Below are 19132 nucleotides of genomic sequence, written 5' to 3'. Positions count from 1 at the left end.
CCGTGCGTTCTATCGAGCGGGACTGACAAGGTCGGCCGGCAAGCGGCCGCTCAGCCGAACACCCAGCCGCCGTCGACGGTGAGGACCTGGCCGGTGACGAACGCGCTGTCGTCGCTGGCGAGGTAGACGAAGGCGCCGGCGAGGTCGTCGGCGGTGCCCCGGCGCTTGAGCGACTGCACGGCCGTGACCTGCTCGAACACCGCGTCTGCGTCGGGCTGGAGGGCCTCCTCGTGCTCGGTCCGGATGGCGCCGGGCATGACGGCGTTGACGCGGACGCCGTCGGGGCCGGTCTCGCGGGCCAGGGCGCGGGTCAGCCCGATGATGCCGGCCTTGCTGGCGGTGTAGTGCAGCGCACCAGCCTGCCCGGTGCGGGCCATCACGCTGCTGACGGTGATGATCGAGCCGCGGCCGCTCGCGACGAGGTCGGGATACGCGGCCCGGGCGAGCAGCCAGCTGCCGCGCAGGTTGACGGCGAGAACGCGGTCCCACTCGGCGACGCTGATCTCCCGCCACGGCGACTGCGCGGACAGCGCGGCGTTCGCGACGACGACGTCGAGCGGGCCGAGGTGCGCGCGAGCGCCGTCGACAAGCTCCTCGACGGCGCCGGGTTCGGCGAGGTCGGCCGCCAGCGCGACCGCCTTGGTGCCGGACGCCCGCAGCTCGGCGGCGAGGTCCTCGGCCAAGGCGGCCATGTCGGGACGCGGCTCGTACCCGAGCGCGAGAGATGCACCCTCGGCGGCGAACGCCCGCGCCACCGCCGCACCGATGCCCCGGGAGGCGCCCGTCACCAGCGCCACCCGTCCGGCCAGCCGGCCCTCGTCCACTCGTCACCCGTTTCAATGGATGCAACGGCCGGTTCGAATTCTCGGACCCGAGTCGGGACCGTGTCAACCGGAACGGCCGGACCGCGGTCAGCCGGCGGGGAACCGCACCTCGAACCGGCAGCCCGTCCGCGGTGTTCGGGCGTCGTGACGATGCTGGTGCCGAACCGCACGTGCGGCTCGCGGTACGGCGTCAGCCGGCCAGCACCGATCGTCGCCGCAGCCGCGCGTCCGCCATGGCCGGACGCTAGTCCGCACCCCGGACAAGCGCATCGGTGGCGCCGCGACCGGCGTCGGCCGTCCGCCGCAGGAAGTCGGCGAGCAGCTCCAGCTGGTCCGGGCTGTAGTCGGCGAGCAGGCCGTCCATCGCGCTGTTCATGCCAGCGAACTTGCGGAACAGCTCGGGATTGCGCTCGCGGCGGGCACGGACGATGACGGCCCGGCGGTCCGCGGGGTCGCGCTCGCGCGCGATCCACTCCCCTCGCTCGAGGCGGTCGAGGATGCCGGTCAGCGTGGCGGCGTGCAGCCCGGTGCGCCGCGCCAGCCCGCTGGGGGTCAGCGGACCGTGGCGCTTGATGACGTCCAGGCAGTCGAAGTCGGTGTCGCGGAGGTCGAAGGACGCGCTGATCTGATGGTTCAGCAGCGAGAGCTGGACGCTCAGCTCACGCATCGACTCCTTGATCGCGGCGCCCGACCGGCGCCGCCGACGGCGCGCGTCGGAGTCCTCGTCGCCGGCCGTGGTGGGGGTCATCTGCCGCGCCCTCGGTTCGATGGTTCCGCCTTCATATCGTCTGCGTCCCAAAGGTTATCGCAGCCTCCTCCGGCCCTCCGGCACACACTGTGACGTCTCTCATAAGATACGGAACTCAAAATAGATGCTACGGTTCTCGTATCGTACGAGTCATTGAGTAATCGAGGAGGCTCATCGTGATTCTGGTGACCGGAGCGACCGGAACGGTCGGACGGCCGCTGGTCGACCTGCTGCGCGTCGCGGGCGCCCACGTGCGCGCCGTCAGCCGCGACGCGGCGGCCGCCGGCCTGCCGGCGGGCGTCGAGGTCGTCGATGGCGACCCCGCCCGGCCGGACACCGTTGCCGAGGCGCTCGACGGCGTCACGTCGCTGTTCCTGCATCCCCGTGCCGTGGGCGACGCGGCCGCCGAGCTCGCGGACCTGGCCCGGCGACGCGGGGTGCGGCGGATCGTCGCCCTCTCGGCCACGAACGTCGACGACGACCCGTCGGAGCAGCCGTCGCGGTACGCCGGCGACCGCAACCGCGAGGCCGAGGATGCCGCCGCCGGCAGCGGCCTGGAGTGGACCGGCCTGCGGGCGAGCTTCTTCGCCGCCAACACGATCGCCATGTGGGGCGCTCAGATCCGGCGCGGCGACGTCGTCCGTTACGTCTACCCCCACCACAGCGAGGCACCGGTCCATCAGCAGGATCTCGCGAGTGTGGCCGCTCGCGCCCTGCTCACCGACGACGTGGTCGGCCGGCGGGTCGAGCTGACCGGACCGCAGTCGCTCACCCACGCGGAGATGGCCGGCGTCATCGGCGACGTGCTCGGCCGCCCGCTGCGCTACGAGGCCCGCCCGCCGCGGGAAGTCGCCGAGCACCTGGTCGCGCACGGCCTGCCCGAGCCGTTCGTCGGCGCGCTGATGGCCAGGTACGAACGGCTCGCAGGCGCACCGCAGCCGACCTCGGACGACGTCGAGAAGATCCTCGGCCGGCCCGCCCGCACGTTCGGCCAATGGGTCGCGGACCACGCGGCCGCCTTCACGGACGAGCGGGAGCACCGATGAAGCTCACCGTCGTCGTGCGCAACCCGGCCGGGCTCACGCGCGCTGTCGAACCGCGTCCTCGGCCGGCACTACACCGATGTCGCTCTGATGGAGGACATCCTTCGCGGCAGCGGTCTCGGCTGGACGCCTTCTCCCTGTCGGCCGCCAGCCTCGCGGCTGGCAGTGCGGAGCCCGAGCCCGCCGGCGGGATCGGTCGTCTCGCTGCCGCAGGTCGGCGGCATCGTCCTCGAGCTACGTGCTCACTGGCGGGAAGCTGACCAGGCGATGACCAGTACAGTCACCATTGTCGCGCGCGGCGTGAGTCTGCTGTTCGCGGGACTCTTCGCCGGCTTCCTACTGGCAGTCCTCGTGCTCGAGACCAGCCTGCGTGAGTTCGACGCGAGCGTCTACACGCAGGTTCGTCAGGTAGAGCTCGACCGGCTCGACGCTCTGGCCTCCGCGACCCTCCTTCCGGCGCTGGCCGCCACGGTGATTCTCGTCGTCGCGGAACGCAGGGGCGGTACCGGCCGCCGGCTCCTCGCCGCCGCGCTGGTCCTGCTGGTGGCGGTCTTGGTCATCACTCTCGCCGTCAACCTGCCGATCAACAGCGACCAGCTCGACTGGGACGTTCAGGTGCCGCCGGCCGACTGGGCGGACGTGCGTGACCGCTGGCATATCGCCCACTCCTCGCGGACGGCGGCCGCCGCGTTGGCGTTCGCGTGCCTTGGCCTGGCCGCACTGACCCGCCGGCCCGTCGCGGGCCGGCGCATCGATTCCGACTCCGTGACATCCAACGTCACGACCACGAACTGAGGAGAACATCATGACCGAGCTCGACCGCAGGAGGCTGCTCACGGGAACGGCCGCGCTGGCGGCCGGAACGCTGGCCGTCACCGCGATCCCCCAGGCCGCGGCCGGCGACCACGTGCCGGCCGGTGCGGCGGCCCGGAAGGTGCTCCGGACCCCCGAGCGCCGCTTCGCCGGCCTGCCGGACTACCCGTTCGAGCCGCACTACCTGCGGGTCCGGCTCGGCGACGGCTCACGGAGCACGGTGCGGGTGCACTACGTCGACGAACGGCCGGCCTGGCCGGTCCGGCCGTCCGGGGAGACGATCCTGCTGCTGCACGGCAATCCGTCGTGGAGCTACCTGTACCGCCACGTCATCCCGCCGCTGGTGGCGGCCGGGCACCGGTGCGTCGCGCTGGACCTCGTCGGCATGGGCAAGTCCGACAAGCCTGCCGATCGCTTCCGCTACACGTACCAGCAGCACATGGACTGGCTGACCGAGGCCGTGTTCGAGCGGCTGGACCTGCGCGACGTCACCATGGTCTGCCACGACTGGGGCGGCACGCTGGGCCTGCGGCTGCTGGCCGAGCACCCCCACCGGTTCCGCCGGGTCGTGGCGATGAACACCGGCCTGAAGACCGGCCGCGAGGACCTGCCCGCCGAGGGCTGGAAGCACCTCGCCACGTGGTTGCAGTTCACCCAGCGCACGAACCCGCTCACCGTGTCCGACGTCGTCGCAGGGTTCACGACGTCGACGCTCGATCCGGCGGTCCTGGCCGCCTACGACGCGCCGTTCCCCGACGACCGCTACCAGCACGGCGTCCGCCGGTTCGCCGTGCTCATCCCGCTCACCGCGGACGACGAGGCCACGCCGGCGTTCGACGCCGCTTGGGAGGTGCTGGCGACGCTGGACGTCCCCTTCCTCTGCGTGTTCGGCGCGGACGACCACGTCACCGGCGGCCGGCACGGCGCGTTGAGCGACCACATCCCGGGCGCCGCCGGCCAGCCGCATGCCGTCCTCGCCGGCGCGCACCACTTCCTCCAGGAGGACAAGCCCCACGAGGTGGCGGCCGCCATCGACGACTTCATCCGTCGCACCCGCGTCTAGAAGGAGCATCATGGAACTCGATCAACTCACCACCGAGAACACCGTGCCGGCCGGCCCGCCCGAGCCGTCCGCCGCGCCGACCGGCTGGCGGCGCGTCATCGGCCTCGGGCTCGGCTTCGCCGTGCTGGTCGGCGTCCTCGTGACGGCGTTCGCGTGGCCGCCGGCCGAGTCGGCGCCCCGCGACGTGCCAGTCGCCGTCGTCGGCTCCGCTGCCGCCGCCGACCGGCTCGAGCGGCAGCTCGCCGAGACCCAGCCGGACGCGCTGGAGCTGCGGCGGGCGGCGGACGCCGATGCCGCGCGCCGGCTCATCGAGGACCGCGAGGTCTACGGCGCGATCGTCCTCGGGCGTTCCGGCCCGTCGCAGGTGCTGACGGCCTCGGGCGGCAGCCCGGTCGTCGCGCAGCTGCTGGCCGGGATCGCCGGTGGGTTCGCGGAGCCGGCCGCGTCGGCGCCTGCGGTCGAGGACGTCGTCCCGCTCCCCGGCGACGACCCGCGCGGCTCCGCCTTCACCGCCGCCGCACTGCCGATGGTGCTCGGCGGCATGGTCGTCGGCATCCTCATGTCGTTCCTGGTGACGGGGGTGTGGCGACGGGTAGCGGGCGCGCTGGTCGCGGCCGTGGCCGCCGGTGGAGTCGTGACGCTCGTCGCGCAGGCGTGGCTCGGCGCCCTCCAGGGCAGTGCCTGGGCCAACGCCGGAGCGGTCGCCCTGATCGTCGCCGCGATCTCCCTGACCATCACCGGCCTGGTGACACTCGTCGGCCCCGCCGGCATCGGCCTCGGCGCCGTCGTGATGTTCCTGATCGGCAACTCGATCTCCGGCGTCTCGTCGGCGCCGGAGCTGCTGCCGACCGGCTGGGGAGCGCTGGGCCAGGCGCTTCCGGCCGGTGCGGGCGGCACGCTGCTACGGTCGACGTCGTACTTCGACGGGGCCGCGGCCGGCGGTCCCGCGCTGGTGCTCGCCGCCTGGGCGGGGGCCGGCCTGGCGCTCGTCGCGCTCGGGCGGCGCGTGCGGCCGGCGGCCCACCACGCCCTCGCCCGTTAGGACAGCAAGTCAGAGCACGGCGGGCAGGCGGGCGGCGAGCAGCTCGAAGTCGCGCGGGATCCGGTCCTACGGCGCCGGGATGAACCAGTCGGCGATGCTTGCGCAGTTCGTCCGGCACACCGATCTCGACGTCGTCATATTGGCCGGCCGCTACACGCTGCTGGACCAGAGCGCGCTGGACGACCTGCTGCCGCCGGCGGCCGAGCGTGGCGTGTCGGTGGCGGCCGCCGGCGTGTTCAACTCGGGCATACTGGCGACGCCGCGGCCGGCGCCGGCGGCGCGGTACGACTACGGCCCATCGACGCCGACGTGAAGGGATGACGCGATGCGCGTTGCGCTGCACTCCGTGCTCCGGTCGGGGAACGAGCTGGACTACGACCGGGAGCACGAACGGATCCCGGACGACCTGGCGGCGTCGTTCGCCCGGGTCGGGATCCACGAGTGGACCATCTGGCGGGTCGGCGACCGGCTGTTCCACCTGGTCGAGTGCGACGACTTCGACGCGGCCATGCGTGCGCTGGCGTCGGACCCGGCGAACGAGCGGTGGCAGGCGCACATCGGCCGGTTCGTCGACCGCTTCATCGGCGGGTCCGACGGTGCGCCCGCTCCGCTCCCGGAGGTGTGGGACCTCGGCCGGCAGCAACAGGCCGGTTGACCAGGACAGTTCTCGATCTTCGTCTCGTCAGGATGGTGCTGTGACCATCGGCCCTGATCACGAGGCACGTCTCGTGCCCGAGCGGCGGGCGCTGGCCGACGACGTCTACGACGTCATCCTCGGCCTGCTCATGGATCACCGGATCGAGCCGGGCGCCGAGGTCAGCATCGACGGCATCGCTCGCGACTTCGACGTGTCGCCCACCCCGGTCCGCGAGGCGCTGGCCCGGCTGGAGTCCGAGGGGCTCGTCGTCAAGCGGCCGCTGCGTGGGTACACCGCCGCTCCGCTGTTCGACGCCGAGGGGCTGCGGAAGCTGTTCGAGATGCGCCGCATCCTGGAGCCGGCCGCCGCCGGGCTCGCCGCCGGCCGGATGACCCCGGCGGCTGTGGCGGCGCTCGTCGACGACTGACGCCCACGCCCTCCGATGTGAATGAGGGTCTGCTGCTTCCGTGCGTGGGTGGGCGCCTCAGGTCCGATCGCGGAACGGGTGCCGTGGCTGGTGCCCGCGATTCCGGTGGATGCCCGCGAAACCGACGGACGCCGGGCCGATCCCCGCCGCATCCGCCGGTTTCGCGGGCATTCGCCGGTTTCCCGGGCATCAGCCGGTGTCCTCACCTGCGCGCGGACACCATCGGAGCGGGCAGCGCAGGCCGATGGTGATCGCACGCGTGCGGTGTCGATCCGCCGGACACTCCATGTTGATCTTGGAGTTGTTCGGCAATTCGGGGGTGAAATGTCCGATGGATGACCGAACAACTCCAAGATCAACACTGGCGGGGTGGCGTTCCTCGTTGGCTTCGGCCGCGGTCACACGGGCTCCTCGCCGGGCAACGCACCCACCGAAGCAGCAGAAGAGCCTCATTCCCCAGGCCCTCCGACCCGATCCGTGGGCCACGCCGGGTCGCAGCGGCGCCGGCGCCTCGGCACGCCAGGCCGTGCTGGGGAATCGGGACGAACCGGACCCTGCAGAGACGATGGGTCGCGCCAAGGACGAGGGTCACCAGCGCCGGGGACGTCCCACCACCTGGGCCGACCACGTCGACGACTGACGCCAGCGCGTGGCAGGCCCCGCCCGTTGGGGTGGGACCCCCACCCTACGGGCGGGCGCCGACAGCGCGCGGCGGCCGGCGGTTCGCCTCGTGTTCGGAGCAAAAATCACCACAATTCGCAATGGTGACAACTCGCGCCGGGACGGCAGGCTGCCTGGACCGGATCCGAAGGCGAGGAGTCCCCGTTGACCGCACGAAGAATCACGGCCGGCCTGGTCGGCGCGCTCACCGTGGTCGCGCTGCTGCCCGCCGTGGCCGCCGTTCCCTCCGCCGCCCAGCCCGCGCCCGCCGACGCCGCCGCAGCTCAGACCGATGACGAACCCGGCCTGCTCGTCGCCACCGAGGGTGAGGGCACCGGCCTTTGGGTGGTCGAGCTCGAGGAGCCGTCGCTGGCGACGTACACCGGCGGCACCGCGGGGCTGCGGCCGACCAGCCCGCAGGTCACCGGCGCGGACCAGCTTGACGTCGAGGCGCCGGCCAGCCGCGCGTACCTCGCCCACCTCGACGACCGCCAGAGCAGGCTCCGCGACGACATCGAGCACGCACTCGGCCGGGACGTCGAGGTGGCGTTCGAGTACCGCAACGTGGTCAACGGCCTGGCCGTGCGGGTCGACGACGAGGAGGCGGAGCGGCTGACCCGGGTGCCGGGCGTCGGCGCCGTCTACCGCGACGTCGAGCGCGAGCCGCTCACCGACGTCAGCCACGATCTCATCTCCACGCCCAGCATCTGGTCCGGCGAGACCGGCACCGACGCCGGCACCCGCGGCGAGGGCGTGCTGGTCGGCGTCATCGACAGCGGCATCAACCCGGAGCACCCGTCCTTCGCCGAGACCGGCGGCGACGGCAACGCGCCGGCCAACCCGTTCGGCGCCGGCACCTACGTGGGCGTCTGCGCCGCGGACCACCCCGAGCACGAGGACATCTGCAACGACAAGCTGGTCGGCGCGTGGAACTTCCACCCCTCCGCGCCCGATGCGCAGGACGACGACGGCCACGGCAGCCACACCGCGAGCACCGCCGCGGGCAACGTGCACGAGGCGACCGCGACCATCGGCAGCGGCACGTTCACCCGCACGGTCCAGGGCGTCGCGCCGCACGCCAACGTCATCTCCTACCTCGTCTGCTCGCCGTCGTGCCCCAGCACCAGCAGCGTCGCCGCCGTCGAGCAGGCCATCGAGGACGGCGTCGACGTGCTCAACTACTCCATCAGCGGCGCCGACGACCCCTGGAACGACGTCGTCGACCTCGCGTTCCTCGAGGCGTTCAACGCCGGCATCTTCGTCGCGACCTCGGCCGGCAACGACGGCCCCGGCGAGAGCACCGTCGCGCACACCGGCCCCTGGAATGCCGCCGTCGCCGCGACCACCCACTACCGGGCGTTCGCAAACACCGTCGACGTCACCGGTCCGGCGCCGGTCCCGGACGGGCTGACCGGCCTGCCCGCGGTCCCGGGCAGCGGCCCCGCGCCCTCGGCGGACATCGAGGCCGAGCTGCGCGACGCGGCGGTCGTCGCGCCCGGCAACGCGCGCGGCTGCCAGCCGTTCGAGGCCGGGACGTTCGACGGCGCGCTGGCGCTGGTCGACCGCGGCGACTGCGAGTTCTCCGTCAAGGTCACGAACGCCGCCGAGGCGGGCGCCGTCGCCGTCCTCGTCGCGAACAACGTGGGCGGGCCGCCGACGGCGATGGGCCTGCTCGAGGACACCACGATCCCGGCGGCGATGATCGAGCAGCGCTCCGCCGCGGCCCTGCGTTCCACGGCCGCCGGGGGCGCCGTCACGGCACGGCTGAACGCCACCACCGAGCTGATCACGAACCACGAGTGGGAGGACCTGGTCGCCGGGTTCAGTTCCCGCGGGCCCAGCCACCTGGACCTGCTGGCGCCGACGTTCGCCGCGCCGGGCGTCGACATCCTGGCCGCCGGCTCCGCGCGCGACGGAGACCCGAACCGGTACATCGTCAACAGCGGCACCTCGATGGCCTCGCCGCACGCCGCGGGCGCCGGCGCGCTGCTGACCGCACTGCACCCGGACTGGTCGCCGGCGGAGATCCGCTCCGCGCTGGCCACGACCGCCGACACCGGCATCCTCGAGGAGAACGGAACCACCCCGGCCGACCCGCTCGACATCGGCTCCGGCCGCATCGACCTCGACGCCGCCGGACGAGCCGGCCTCGTGATGGACGAGTCGTACACCGACTTCCTGGCCGCCGACCCCGCCGCCGGCGGCGACCCGGCCACGCTCAACCTGCCGGCATTCGTCGACGGCACCTGCGTCGGGACCTGCGCGTGGACGCGGACGGTGCGCAACGTCGCCGACGTCCCGGCCACCTACACCGCGGGCGCGACGGCGCCGGACGGCCTCACCGTTGCCGTCGAGCCGGCGACGTTCACCCTGGCGCCGGGCGCGACGCGGGACGTCACCGTCACCGTCACGGCTGACCTCGCCACCGTCCCGCCGGGGCAGGCATCGTTCGCCGAGGTCCGGTTCACCACCGACGCCACGCATGCGAACGGCCGGGCCATCGCGCCGGCGCACTATCCCGTCGTCGTGACGCCGCGCGAGGAGGTCCCGCCCTCGCTGGCCGTCACGCCGGGCAGCGTCACCGCGACGCAGCGGCCGGACGAGACGGTCGCCCACACGCTCACGCTGGACAACGGCGGCAATACCGACCTGCGGTGGGAGGTGTACGCCGACGACGAGCTGCGGCAGCCACGCGGCGCGGTCACCCCGGTGACGACGCAGCAACTCCCGGCGGAGCTGAGCGGCGGCGGGTTCACCGGATCGGGCGCCACGGGCGAGGCGGTCGTCCCCGCCCGCGAGCCCGACAGCATCACCCAGACGCTGACGCACTCGGCGTCGCAGGCGATCGTCGCCGGCAACGGCATCGCCTGCTCGTCCGACGACGGCGCCACCACCAGCGCGAACTCGTATCTCCGGACGTTCACGCTGGCCGACTTCGGCGTCGGAGACGAGTTCGACGTCACCGAGGTGGAGTTCGGCGTCGAGAGCCTCACCGTCGCCCAGGAGCTGACCGTCGGCCTCTCCACGCTGAAGGACCCGGCGGCGCCACTGACCCGGGCCAACCTCGAGCCCGTCGGCAGCGCCACGCAGACCCTGCAGCCGCAGCGGCAGACGCTCGCCACCGTGCCCGTCACCGGCGTGATCCCGGCCGGCGCGACGCTGGTGGTCGAGGTGTCGGCGCCGGACCTGAGCGGCGTCGGCGGGTTCTGGCCGGGCACCAACCGCGCCGGGCAGAGCGCCCCGACGTACCTCACCGCGCCGGGCTGCGGCGTCACCGAGCCGGCCGACCTCGGCGCCGTGGGCTACCCGTGGGTCCACCTGGTCATGAATGTCGTCGGCACGACGGAGGCACCGGCGTGCGCCGCGCCCGGCGAGCTGCCCTGGCTCGACGTCGCCCCGCTGGCGGGCACCGTCGCGCCGGACGCGACCGGGCGGCTGGACCTGACGGTCGACTCCACCGGGCTGCGGCCGGGCACGCGGACCGGGCTGCTCTGCCTGCGCACCAATGACCCCGACGACGAGCTGACCACGGTGCCACTGGCGGTCACCGTCATCGGCGACACCGGCCTGACCGGCGACGCCGCCCAGACCCGCCTGACCGCCGACGGCCTGGCCGACGACCAGCTCGGCAACGCGGTCGCGATCGACGGCGACACCGCGGTGGTGGGCGCGTCGCAGGCCGACGTCGACGAGTTCGGCGCCTCCGGCGCGGCCTACGTCTACACGCGGTCCGGTGACGGCTGGGAGCGGCAGGCGACGCTGCTGCCCGACGGCGAGCGCGACTGGGGCATGGTGTTCGGCCGGTCGGTGGCCATCGACGGCGACACGATCGTGGTCGGCGCGACGGGCGCCTCGTTCGACGGCTCGCGGCCTGGCGCGGCGTACGTGTTCGTCCGCGACGGCGGCACCTGGACCCAGCAGGCCAAGCTCAGCACGAACGACGTGCGCTGGGGCGCGGAACTGGGCTACTCGGTGGCCGTCGACGGCGACACCGTCGCGGCCGGCGCGCCGGGCGAGCACCTCGGCGACGACAACGCCGCGGGTGTCGTCCAGATCTTCACCCGTGACGGCGACGCCTGGACCGCCGGGCCGCGGCTGGCCGGCTCGGGGGTGTCGTCGTTCGGGAACTTCGGCTCGTCGGTGAGCCTCGACGGCACGACCCTGCTGGTCGGGGCGCCGAACACCACCGCGCGCGGCGTCTTCCGGCAGGGCGCGGCGTACGTGTTCACCGACGACGGCGACGGCTGGGCCGAGCGGGCGACGCTGCTGCCGTCCGACCCCGCCCCAGAGCTGGCGTTCGGCACCTCCGTCGGCCTCGACCGCGGCACCGCGGTGGTCGGCGCCGGCGGCCCAGGCCTGGACTGGGTCCAGAGCCACGGCGCCGTCTACGTCTACGAGGGCCGCGACGACGCGTGGTCCGAGCAGGCCAAGCTGACGTCCACCGGCACGCACGTCAACGACCGGTTCGGCTGGTCCGTCGGCATCGACCGCGGCACCGTCGTGGTCGGCGCGCCGTACCGCGGCCGCACCGCCGGCGTCGACCTCCGCAAGGGTGCCGCGGTCGTGTTCGTCCGCGACGGCGACGGCTGGACGCAGCAGCGGGTGCTGCTCGGATCGGACACCGCGCAGGGCGACCACCTGGGCACCGCGGTAGCCGTGTCGGGCGACGACGTGCTGGCCGGTGCCCCGAACGCGCATGTCGGCGACGTGGCCGACCAGGGCGCGGCCTACGTGTTCGTGCCGGGCGCGGACGCTCCGGCGCCGCCGTCGATCACCGTCGAGCCCGGCGAGCTGGCGGCGGACGTGGCGGCGGGCGGCAGCACCGCACAGGAACTGACCATCGGCAACGCCGGCGAGCGCGACCTGCACTGGGATATCGACGCCGCCAGCACGCTGTCGGGCCCGCTCCGCCCGGCCGGGACGACCACCGTCGTCGAGTCGGGACCGGCGGCGGTGCCGCCGGCCGCAGCCACCGACGGGTGGGCCACGTCGCTCGGTGATGAGGGGACGTCGGCGGTCACGGAGGACGGCCCTGCTGCGCCCGCCACCGGCACCGTCCGGCTCACCCACTCCGCCTCGATGGAAGTGGTCGAGAGCGGGGTGCCGGTGTGCGCGAGCAACCAGACCGGCACCACCCGCGCGAACCGGTTCCTGCGCACCTTCACGCTGGCCGACTTCGGCATCGAGGGCGCGTTCGACGTCTCCGAGGTCACCTTCGGCCTGCAGCTGGTGACGCCGTCGGCGGACCTGACGGTGAACCTCTACACGCTGGACGGGCCGTTCGAGTACGTCAACCTCACCCGGCTGGCGTCGGAGACGGTCACCCTCGAGGACGCCGCGGAGACGCTGGTCAGCGTGCCGGTGTCGACGCGGGTCCCGGCCGGCGCGACGCTGGTCCTGGAGGTGGCGACGCCGGATCTGCTGAACGTCGGCGCCGTCGTGCCGGGGGCGAACAGCGCCGGCCAGACCGGGCCGTCCTACATCTCCGCCGACGACTGCGGCGCGCCGAACCCCGTCACCATGGAGAGCCTCGGGTTCCCCGACGCGCACCTGGTGATGGCCGTCGACGGGACGCCGCGCGAGCCGATCCGGTGCGAGCTGCCCGACTGGCTGGGCGCGGACCCGGCGTCGGGCACCGTCGCGCCCGGCGAGAACGGGACGGCCACGGTCACGCTGGACGCGGCCGGGCTGGCGCCGGGCGAGTACGCCGCCCATCTGTGCGTCGCCAGCGACGACCCGGCGGCGCCGGTCACCCCCGTACCGGTGCGCCTCACCGTCGGCGAGCCGGGCGAGCCGGAACTGTCCGTGGAGACGTATCTCCAGCGCGGCATCTGGTACGGCCGGCTGACCTGGACCGGGATCGACGCCGAACGGGTCGACGTCGAACGCGACGGCCTGGTCGTGGCTACGGTCGCGAACACCGGGGCGCACGTCGACCAGATCGGCCGGCCGCGGATCGGCGAGGCGTTCACCTATCGCGTCTGTGCGGCCGGGACGGACGCCTGCTCCGCACCGGTGACGGTGTTCCCGCGCGGCGAGATCCGGGGGCCGGACCGGCGCTGACGGAGCTTCCGATCACCAGGGCGTCGCCACCCGCCGAGGTGGTGACGCCCTCATTTCGGGCTCTCCTGCGGCTTCCGTGGGTCGACGCGTCAGATCGCCTACATCACCAGGATGTCTGCACCCTCACCACGATTGCAGGCGTGGTGAGGCTCCAGAAGACGTGGTGACGTGCCCCAGATCGTGGCGAAATCTCACCACGTGGACGCCGTGGAGGACCGGCGACGCCTCGCCCGTCGCCAGACTCCCCCGTCCCCTGACAGCTGCCCCGTTCTTGGCCGCGGAGGCTGCGATATGCTCCCGGCATTTCCGACCCGAGGGCCTGGACGGCATGGCTGAGACGAGCGACGCTCCGCACCGGCTGGTCGCGCCGGCCATCGTCGGCCGTGACGGTGAGCTGCGCCGGGCCGTCGAGGCCGTCATTGCCTCCCCCGCACTCGTCGTCATCGCCGGTGAGGCCGGCATCGGGAAGACCCGGCTGGTCAGCGAGCTGGCCGCCGCGGCGACGCGGGCCGGGCGGCGTCCGCTCCCGGGCCGCTGCCATGCGCTGCGCGAGCCGTTCCCGCTCGGCCCGGTCATCGAGGCGGTGCGCGGGCTCGGCGACGATCTCGGCGACCTGGACCTGTCGCCCGTGGCCGGTGCGCTGCGGCCGTTCCTGCCGGAGCTGGGGCACGTCCTGCCACCGGCGCCGGAACCGCTCGGCGACCGCGCCGCCGAGCGCCACCGGGTGTTCCGCGGCTTCGTCGACGTGTTCGCGTCGGCCGGGCCCGCCGTCCTGATCCTCGAGGACCTGCACTGGGCCGAGGAGCAGACCGGCGACTTCGTCGGCTACCTGCTCGCGGAGTCGCTGCCGGAGCTCTCGGTGGTCGTGACCTACCGGCCGGAGTCGGTCGATCCGCGCGTCCGGGCGCTCGCCGCCGGCCTGCCCGCGGGGACCGGCCTGGCCAACGTGACGCTGGCGCCGCTCGGCCCGGCCGACGTCGGTGCGCTGGCGGCGTCCATCATCGGCGTGGACGCCGTGTCCGGCGAGTTCGCGTCGTACCTGTGCGAGCGCACGTCCGGCCTGCCGTTCGCCGTCGAGGAGCTGGTGGCGCTGCTCCAGGAACGCGGCACACTGGTCCAGCGGCGCGGCGGCGGGTGGGCGCGGCGAGCACTGGACGAGCTGGACGTCCCGACCCGGATCCGCGACTCGGTGCTCGAGCGCGTCGCCCGGCTCGGCGGCGCCGCCCGGCAGGTGGCCGAGGCGGCCGCCGTCCTGCAGGTGCCGGTTCCACTCTCCTTGCTGGTCGCGACGGCGCCGCTGGAGCGCGCCGAGGCGCTGCACGCCGTCGGCGAGGCGCTGGAGTCCGGGGTGCTGGCCGAGCACGGCGACGCGCTGGGGTTCCGGCACCCGCTGGCGGCGCAGGCCGTGTACGAGGAACTCGCCGGCCCACGCCGGCTGCTGCTGCACGACCGGGCGGCGACGGAGCTCGCGGCCGCCGCCCCTGCACCGGCCGGGCAGCTGGCCCACCACCTACGCCATGCCGGCCGGCTGGACGAGTGGGTGGCCGCCGCCGAACGGGCCGCCGAGCAGGCGTTCGAGCTGAGCAACGACGCCGAGGCGGTCCGGATCCTCGAGGACGTCCTGCGGCACGCGCCGGCCTCGCCGGAGCGGCGTGGCCGGCTGGCCGTCCTGCTCGGCGAGGCCGCCGTCGAGGCCGGCCGGGCGCAGGACGCCGCCCACCTGCTCAGCGCCGTTCTCGAAGAGGACGACCTGCCGGCGCCCGTCCGCGGCGAGCTGCGGTTCCGCCTCGGTGGGCTGCTGCACGACGCCGGCTCCGAACTGCTCCGGGCCCACCAGCTGTTCGCCGACGCCGTCGCCGACCTGGACCACCGGCCGGACCTCAAGGCGTGGGCCATGGTGGTCCTCGGTATCCCGATGGCCGGCGACGGCGACCCGGCCGAGCACCGCGCCTGGCTGCGGCGCGCATTGACGGTCGTGCCCGAGATCCCCGACCACGCGTTCCAGGTGTTCCTGCTCGGGAAGATCGCCATGGTGCAGGTGCCGACCGGCGACCCCGCGTGGCGCGACACCGCCGGCCGGGTCGAGCGGCAGACCGGCGGCGACCCGCACCATCGCCGCGAGATCAACGCGTACTGGTCCATCGGCACCCAGGCGACGTACGCCGGCCACCACGAGCTGGCCGACCGGCTCCTGACGGCCGGGTTGACGGCGGCGGCCGGCGGCGAGGGCGCGCGCATCGAGACGCGTATGGAACGCAGCCTGCGCTCCGGACTGGTGCTGCTGCGCTACTGCCAGGGCTCGTGGGACGGACTGGCCGACGACGCCGCCGTCCTCATGGACGAGCTGGCCGGCAACCCCCGCGCCCGCATCGACGGCGAGGCGGCCGCGGCGTGCCTGGCGCTCGCCCGCGGCGACCTCGACGGCGCGGCCGCCGCGTTGACCGCGGCGGTCGACCTGGCCGACGAGCTGAGCGGGTTCGACCTGCTGCCGATCCCGGCCGCGGCGCTGTTCCGGCTCGCCGTCGCCCGGGGTGAGGCGGACACCGTCCTCGACCGCGGTCGCCGCCTGTTGGCCGCCGCCGAGCCGAAGGGCGTGCTCGCCCCAGCCGTCCGGGTGCTGCCGGCCGTCGCCGAGGCAATGGTCGCGGCGGGACGTCCGGCCGAGGCGGAGCGGACGGTGCGGTCGTTCGCCGCCCGCATCGACGGGCTGGACGCGCCACTGGCGCCGGCGGCCCTGGCGCACGCGGAGGGCTTCGTCCGGCTCGGCCGCGACGACCCCGCCGGTGCGGCGGACCGGTTCGCTGCGGCGGCCGCACGCTACGCACCGCTGCGCGCGCCGTACGAGGCGGCCCAGGCCCGCGAGCTCGCGGCGACCGCGCTGCTCACGTCGTGGCCGTCCGCGCCGGACGCGGGTGCGGCGCTGCTGGCCGCGCTGGCCGCCTACCGCGACCTCGGCGCCGAGTGGGACGCCGGCCGCGCCACGTCGGCCGCCCGCCGGCACGGGCTCTCCGTCCCGGCCCGCCACCGCGGCGGCCGGCGCGGTTACGGCTCGCAGCTGTCGCCGCGGGAACGGGAGGTCGCCGAGCTGGCGGCCAAGGGCCGGTCGAACAAGGAGATCGCCGCCGAGCTCTACCTGTCGGTCAACACCGTCGCCCGGCACATCACCACGGCGATGCGCAAGCTCGGGGTCCGGTCCCGGGCCGCCATCGCACACCAGCTCGACCAAAATTGACCGAAACTGGGCATAGCTGCGGGCGGCCACGGCGACCAGGCTGGACGTCATGGAGGACAGCCCCGGCTCCCAGCTCACTCCGCAGCGCCGCCGCGGCTCCGACGGGTCTCCGAACGAGCCCGACGGCGCCGCCGCGACGGCCGGGCCGGACGCGGAGCCGACCGCCGCCGGCAGCGATCCTGACGACGACAACGGCTGGCTTCCAGTGTGAGGAGTGGCGCCGGCTGACATCGCTCGCCGGCCGTCACGGCACGCGAAGCGGCTGGTCAGAGTCCCCACTGACCAGCCGCTTCACCTTTTCCCGTAGGCGCGTCGCGGCAACGCGGGATTGTCGCGTGCGCTATGTTCCCGGTAACGTCACGTCGGCCGGAGTCCCGGCACTGTGCCGCCGCGGTGCGTCGTGCCGAGCGTGGGAGGGAAGATGAGCGCCGGGAACTCGGAGGACAAGCCGAACCTGCGGTCCATCGCGTCCCTCGCCGGCGTCTCGCACATGACCGTCTCCCGCGTCCTCAACGACCACCCCAACATCCGCCCGGAGACCCGCGAGAAGGTCCTGCGCGTCGTCGAGGAGCTCAACTACCAGCGCAACAGCGCCGCCCGGGCGTTGGCCACCCGCAAGTCGCGGCGCATCGGCGTCATCGTGGACCGGCCGGTCGAGATCGGACCCGACAGCACGCTGCGCGCCGTGGAGCACGCCGCGCGCGAGGCCGGCTACTCCGTAAGCTCCGTCGCCGCCTCCCCCGACGACGACGGCGTGCGGCCGCGCGAGGCCATGTCCTACCTGACCGCGCACGGCATCGACGCGCTCTGCGTCATCGCGCCGCGCGCCTCCTCCGTCGACGTGCTGCGCGAGCTGACCGACGGCCTGCCGACGCTGATCGTCAAGGCCGACGACGACGCCAACTTCCTCACCGCGTCAGTCGACCAGCGCCTGGGCGCCACGCTCGCCGTCCAGCACCTCATGGACCTCGGCCACCGCGAGATCGTGCACGTCGCCGGCCCGCTCGACTGGCTGGACGCGCGGGCGCGCGAGCGCGGCTGGCACGCCCACCTGAAGAAGGCCGGCCTGCACATCCCGCCGGCGTTCGTCGGCGACTGGTCGGCTGACTCCGGGTACGAGTTCGCGGTCGCCTTCGACGAACTGCCGCCGTTCACCGCGATCTTCGCCGCGAACGACCAGATGGCGCTGGGCATCCTGCACGGCTTCCGCGACCGCGGCATCCGGGTTCCCGAGGACGTCAGCGTCGTCGGGTTCGACGACCTCTCGGTGTCGCGGCATTTCCTGCCCACCCTCACGACGGTGCGGCAGGACTTCCACGCGCTGGGGACGCTCGTGGTCGAGCTCCTCGTCGCGGCGCTCGAGGGCGACCGCAGCGAGCGGAGCTCGCGGATTGCACCGGAGCTCATCGTGCGCGAATCGACGGCCCGGCCTCGAAGTATGTGACGGATAACAGTAAAATTTCACATCTTGCGCACCCTAGGTGTTCCCGGTAACATCTCGCCCGTTCTCCCGACATGTCTATGTCGGCATGCCCCACGAACCACGCCGGAAGGCACGGGTCTCAAGGAGGAGATCGATGCGCAGCATCCCACGAGTCGCACGGGCCTTCGCGGTCACCGGGGCACTCGCCCTGGGTCTCGCCGCATGCGGCGGAGGCGACGATGACACCAGCACCAGCGGCGACGGCGGCGGCGACCTCGTCACGGTCGGCTTCGTCGCGGTCGGCCCCGAAGGCGGCTGGCGGCAGGCGAACGAGGCGAACGTGCAGGACACGTTCACCGAAGAGGCCGGCTTCGAGCTGAAGTACGCGCCGGCGACCAACCTCGACCAGCGGTCCCAGATCGACGCGTTCACCTCGTTCGTCGACGAGGGCGTCGACGTCATCCTGCTCTCGGCCACGGAAGGCGCCGGCTGGGAAGACTCCCTGCGCCGCGCCCAGGAGGCCGAGATCCCGGTCATCCTCGTCGACCGCGGCATCGAGCCGGACGACAACAGCCTCTACGTCACCCGGATCGCGCCGGACAACTACGAGGTCAGCACGTCCGTCGCCCAGTGGGCGGTCTCGCAGTTCCCCGACGGCGGCAACTACTTCGTGCTCGAGGGCCCGGCCGGCGTCTCCGTCGTCAACGAGCGCAACAAGGGCTGGGACGACACCGTCTCCTCCGTCCCGGGCCTGGTGAAGGTCGGCGCGCAAACCGCCAACTGGTCGACGGAGGAGGCCAAGAGCGTCTTCGAGACGGTGCTCCGGGCCAACAACAACGACATCCAGCTGGTCTTCGCACAGAACGACGAGATGGGCCTCGGCGCCGCGATCGCGGTCGAGGAGGCCGGCCTGACCCCGGGCGTCGACGTCAAGATCGCCACGATCGACGGCACCCGGCCCGCGTTGGAGGCGCTGGGCGAGGGCCGGCTCAGCTTCGTCGCCGAGTACAACCCGCTGTTCGGCGAGACGTTGCTCGAGGTCGTCAACCAGGTCCTGGACGGCGAGGAGGTCGAGCCGTACATCGTCGTGCCGAGCGAGACCTTCGACTCGCCCGAGGCCGCGACGGCCGCGCTGCCAAGCCGCCAGTACTGAGGAC

General features: G+C 73.6%; 14 protein-coding genes and 1 pseudogene. 12 read left to right on the top strand and 3 right to left on the bottom strand.

Features of this window, described 5'->3' with window-relative positions; genetic code table 11:
* Positions 1-50: 50 nt before the first annotated feature.
* Both E1262_RS01055 and E1262_RS01050 read right to left on the bottom strand, forming a co-directional pair.
* Entirely contained in the window at positions 51-824 is a 774-nt protein-coding gene (locus E1262_RS01055) for an SDR family NAD(P)-dependent oxidoreductase (protein WP_132101172.1), read from the bottom strand.
* Between the two features lie 244 nt (positions 825-1068).
* Positions 1069-1572, bottom strand: a complete 504-nt coding sequence (locus E1262_RS01050; protein WP_132101171.1) for a MarR family winged helix-turn-helix transcriptional regulator — start codon at positions 1570-1572, stop codon at positions 1069-1071.
* A gap of 173 nt (positions 1573-1745) precedes the next feature.
* On the opposite strand from E1262_RS01050, the gene E1262_RS01045 reads away from it, so the two are divergent.
* The 7 genes and pseudogenes from E1262_RS01045 to E1262_RS01015 all read left to right on the top strand — a co-directional run bounded on the left by E1262_RS01045 (position 1746) and on the right by E1262_RS01015 (position 6597).
* Complete coding sequence (locus tag E1262_RS01045; protein ID WP_132101170.1) at positions 1746-2618, top strand: NAD(P)H-binding protein; 873 nt, start codon at positions 1746-1748, stop codon at positions 2616-2618.
* Positions 2619-2705: 87 nt separating this feature from the next.
* Positions 2706-3410: an anthrone oxygenase family protein gene (locus E1262_RS01040; protein WP_203453411.1), complete on the top strand. Its 705-nt coding sequence runs from the start codon at positions 2706-2708 to the stop codon at positions 3408-3410.
* Positions 3411-3420: 10 nt separating this feature from the next.
* Positions 3421-4491 carry a haloalkane dehalogenase gene (locus tag E1262_RS01035; RefSeq protein ID WP_132101169.1) on the top strand — a complete coding sequence of 357 codons (1071 nt, stop codon included), beginning with the start codon at positions 3421-3423 and terminating at the stop codon, positions 4489-4491.
* A gap of 10 nt (positions 4492-4501) precedes the next feature.
* Positions 4502-5533 carry a hypothetical protein gene (locus E1262_RS01030; protein ID WP_203453410.1) on the top strand — a complete coding sequence of 344 codons (1032 nt, stop codon included), beginning with the start codon at positions 4502-4504 and terminating at the stop codon, positions 5531-5533.
* 49 nt (positions 5534-5582) lie between these two features.
* Positions 5583-5840 (top strand): annotated as a pseudogene (locus E1262_RS01025) (aldo/keto reductase); the annotation flags it as partial.
* Between the two features lie 18 nt (positions 5841-5858).
* Positions 5859-6188, top strand: a complete 330-nt coding sequence (locus E1262_RS01020; RefSeq protein WP_132101168.1) for an L-rhamnose mutarotase — start codon at positions 5859-5861, stop codon at positions 6186-6188.
* A gap of 40 nt (positions 6189-6228) precedes the next feature.
* The gene (locus E1262_RS01015) at positions 6229-6597 is read left to right on the top strand and encodes a GntR family transcriptional regulator (protein WP_203453408.1); all 369 of its coding nucleotides are present in this window, start codon (positions 6229-6231) and stop codon (positions 6595-6597) included.
* Positions 6598-6786: 189 nt separating this feature from the next.
* On the opposite strand, the gene E1262_RS01010 is transcribed toward E1262_RS01015, so the two are convergent.
* The gene (locus E1262_RS01010; RefSeq protein ID WP_132101167.1) at positions 6787-6999 is read right to left on the bottom strand and encodes a hypothetical protein; all 213 of its coding nucleotides are present in this window, start codon (positions 6997-6999) and stop codon (positions 6787-6789) included.
* Between the two features lie 423 nt (positions 7000-7422).
* On the opposite strand from E1262_RS01010, the gene E1262_RS01005 reads away from it, so the two are divergent.
* From E1262_RS01005 to E1262_RS00990, 5 genes are all read left to right on the top strand, one after another.
* Entirely contained in the window at positions 7423-13320 is a 5898-nt protein-coding gene (locus tag E1262_RS01005) for a S8 family serine peptidase (protein WP_132101166.1), read from the top strand.
* Between the two features lie 328 nt (positions 13321-13648).
* Positions 13649-16552, top strand: coding sequence for a helix-turn-helix transcriptional regulator (locus E1262_RS31590; RefSeq protein WP_132101165.1), 2904 nt, complete (start codon positions 13649-13651; stop codon positions 16550-16552).
* Positions 16553-16601: 49 nt separating this feature from the next.
* Positions 16602-16763, top strand: coding sequence for a hypothetical protein (locus E1262_RS30080; protein WP_162605706.1), 162 nt, complete (start codon positions 16602-16604; stop codon positions 16761-16763).
* 210 nt (positions 16764-16973) lie between these two features.
* Complete coding sequence (locus E1262_RS00995; RefSeq protein WP_132101164.1) at positions 16974-17996, top strand: LacI family DNA-binding transcriptional regulator; 1023 nt, start codon at positions 16974-16976, stop codon at positions 17994-17996.
* Positions 17997-18129: 133 nt separating this feature from the next.
* Entirely contained in the window at positions 18130-19128 is a 999-nt protein-coding gene (locus E1262_RS00990; RefSeq protein ID WP_132101163.1) for an ABC transporter substrate-binding protein, read from the top strand.
* Positions 19129-19132 lie beyond the last annotated feature (4 nt).

Source organism: Jiangella aurantiaca, assembly GCF_004349105.1.
Classification (GTDB): domain Bacteria; phylum Actinomycetota; class Actinomycetes; order Jiangellales; family Jiangellaceae; genus Jiangella; species Jiangella aurantiaca.
This window is presented reverse-complemented; position numbering and strand designations above follow the sequence as displayed.